Source organism: Microcystis sp. M53602_WE12, assembly GCF_030065455.1.
Taxonomy (GTDB): Bacteria; Cyanobacteriota; Cyanobacteriia; order Cyanobacteriales; family Microcystaceae; genus Microcystis; species Microcystis aeruginosa.
Map to the genome: position 1 here is coordinate 1 of NZ_JASJFB010000372.1, position 2512 is coordinate 2512.

1 protein-coding gene is annotated in these 2512 nt (G+C 37.1%); it reads right to left on the minus strand.

Annotation, left to right across the window (positions count from 1 at the left end; translation table 11 throughout):
* Positions 1-376: 376 nt before the first annotated feature.
* Positions 377-1861 carry an IS1380 family transposase gene (locus PX482_RS12820; protein ID WP_002762625.1) on the minus strand — a complete coding sequence of 495 codons (1485 nt, stop codon included), beginning with the start codon at positions 1859-1861 and terminating at the stop codon, positions 377-379.
* Positions 1862-2512 lie beyond the last annotated feature (651 nt).

Consider the following 2512-nt stretch of genomic DNA (forward strand, 5'->3'; position numbering starts at 1 on the left):
ACAAAATCAACTTTATGTGATTTGCTTACCCAGAGAGCGATTCAGGCATATTTGAGGAGAATTGGCCATCTCAATTGTTAAGCAAAAATCGACCAAATGTGAATATTTCGTAACTATTCTGATTGACTGGTATCACTTGAACCCGCATTTCTCACAAACTGAATTAAGAACCTAATTTGGAGGTTAAAAGTTGGTGTTTTTCAAAAATAAGAGAAACCCGCTTAGTTATCAAGGAATAATCTGACTAAACTAATCAAAAAATTCCTGAATTACTGGAAAAATTCCGTCAATTAGGGAAAATGTTCACGACAAAGTTAGCTGAATTTATAAGCAGCCATTTTTAAGACTATTTAATGATCTTTGAAAACTCTTCAACTTATCCAGTTCCCGCTATCGCTTGAATTCTAGAGTAAGCTATCGCTAAAATATCTTGATAGGGACAAGAACTGGCAATTGCGATTAAAATTCTTCTGACACTAACAGTAATTCTAGCTCCTAATTTAAGGAAATTAAGGCGAATTGTTCCCACTGTCGCTTTGGCAAAAGAAGTTTTAGCCAAACAATTTTGACGAAAAGCTTGCATTAAAACATAAGCCATTGATGACAACCAAAGTCTTAATTGATTACTCTCAAATGTCTGTGTCGAAGTCCGGTCAGCAAATAATTCTAATTGTTGCTCTTTAATTCGATTTTCCATCTCCCCTCTGGGGCAATATTTTTCAGTGTAAAGTTTAGATGGGGGAATCTTTGATGCAGGTAAAGAAGTCACAACGTGGCGAATTTTTACGCCCTCACTACCAGGACAAACTTTTGTCACCACTCTTCTTGAACGGCTCCAGGATTTTTGGGTTTGATAACATAGGGAACGATACCAAGTCGATTCTGGTACCAATTTCGCCAATTCTCCTAACTCTTCATCGGGAGAAAATAACGTCTCCATTAATTCAGTAACTGGCTGAAGTCTTTGCTCGTAATCTGCCTTAGCTTTCTCAATTACATCGGTCGCTCGTAATTTTAATTGACTATTCGTTGCCATTGCTAAAACATAATCAACTCCTGCTTGACTTTCGCAAAATTTCATGATATCTTCACGGGAATAGGCACTATCTCCTCGTACTAATATCTGCGTATCTGACCATTTTTCTCGAATTATACCGATTATTCGCTGCAATTCTTCTAATGCTCCCCCAGCAGGCTCTACATTAGAAGACCGGAGTTTAGCTACTAATAAATGATGCTCACAGAAAATATACAAAGGAGCATAACACACTCCTTTATAATAAGTATTGAAAAACGCTCCCTCTTGATTTCCATGCACTGGGTCATCGGTGACATCCATGTCTAAAATAATTTGTTTCGGTGGCTTTTTGTAGGATTCTAGAAAGATGTCCACAAAAGCTTTTTCAATTTCTTTGGGGTTAGGCTCGATTTTATGGTAACGACTGTTCTCTTGATTGATGACTGTTTCCGGACAATATTCTAGTCGATTAATTGTACTTTTTCCCGCTAAATTTGCTTGGGCTGAGTCAATAAAATTTAGTTTTTTCAATGCTATTGCTAAAGCTGGATCATGACGTAATTTATCATGATCATTGACATCCTCATATCCCAAAACTATCCCATAAACTCTTTGTGCGAGTAGTTGATGAACTGAATAATCTAGATATGATGAATTTCGATAATCTCGAAAACATTCGGCAAACCGAGCCGTTATTTTTAGCTTTTGGTCTAACTCTGCCATCAAAATAATTCCTGCATCTGAGGTGATTTTTCCTCCCTCAAAATTAGCGATTACTTGTCTTCCATTGAGTTTTCCAAAATTTAATTGATTGAGTGGAGACTGGTCTGAACTAGGAGTCATAAACTTGACATACTTTAAATAGTTTTAATCATTAAATTATCGCAAGCTTTTGACTTCATTCTCTACTTAAAATTGAGACTTTATCAACTAATTAACCTAAAAATACGCATTTTAAATTTGTTCTTTTTTCAAGGTCTAATTGATGATGAGCTTAAGTTGAATCCTAACAACACACTGTCGTTTTTGCTACAAGGCGATCACCCAGTCAAAACCCAGATTTTGTAAGGCTTCGGGGGTTAGTGATCGTACTTTTTGTGAGAAATGCGGGTTGAAATGCCCACACAGCAAGCGGTTCACAAAATTGGCTAATTGTCAATAGCGTTTGAGATGCTCTCACCCTGCTAAATCCGGTTATTAAAAACCGATTATTTATTACCTCTTTTCCCTTTTGCCTCTTGCATGAGTGCCTTATCTCAACAAGCAATTTAAATGCGCGGGCAGCTTACCTTTCGAGAAAAAATTTTTTTGCACAGGGAGTCCTTACAATAGAAAAGGGAACACACAACCAAATTGCTGGTATTTTTCCTCTGGGCATGGTGGCGCAGTTTATAGAATTTAGCTGGAATTTATGAATCATTTTCTGCATTCTTTCACTGTTTTTCCTGATTCTGCCCGAAAATCTCGCTCTTACTCCCTGGGTAAACTGCGACG

Coding starts and splice junctions, on each gene's coding strand:
- PX482_RS12820 (WP_002762625.1), bottom strand. CDS start 1,861: ATGACTCCTAGTTCAGACCAGTCTCCACTCAATCAATTAAATTTTGGA.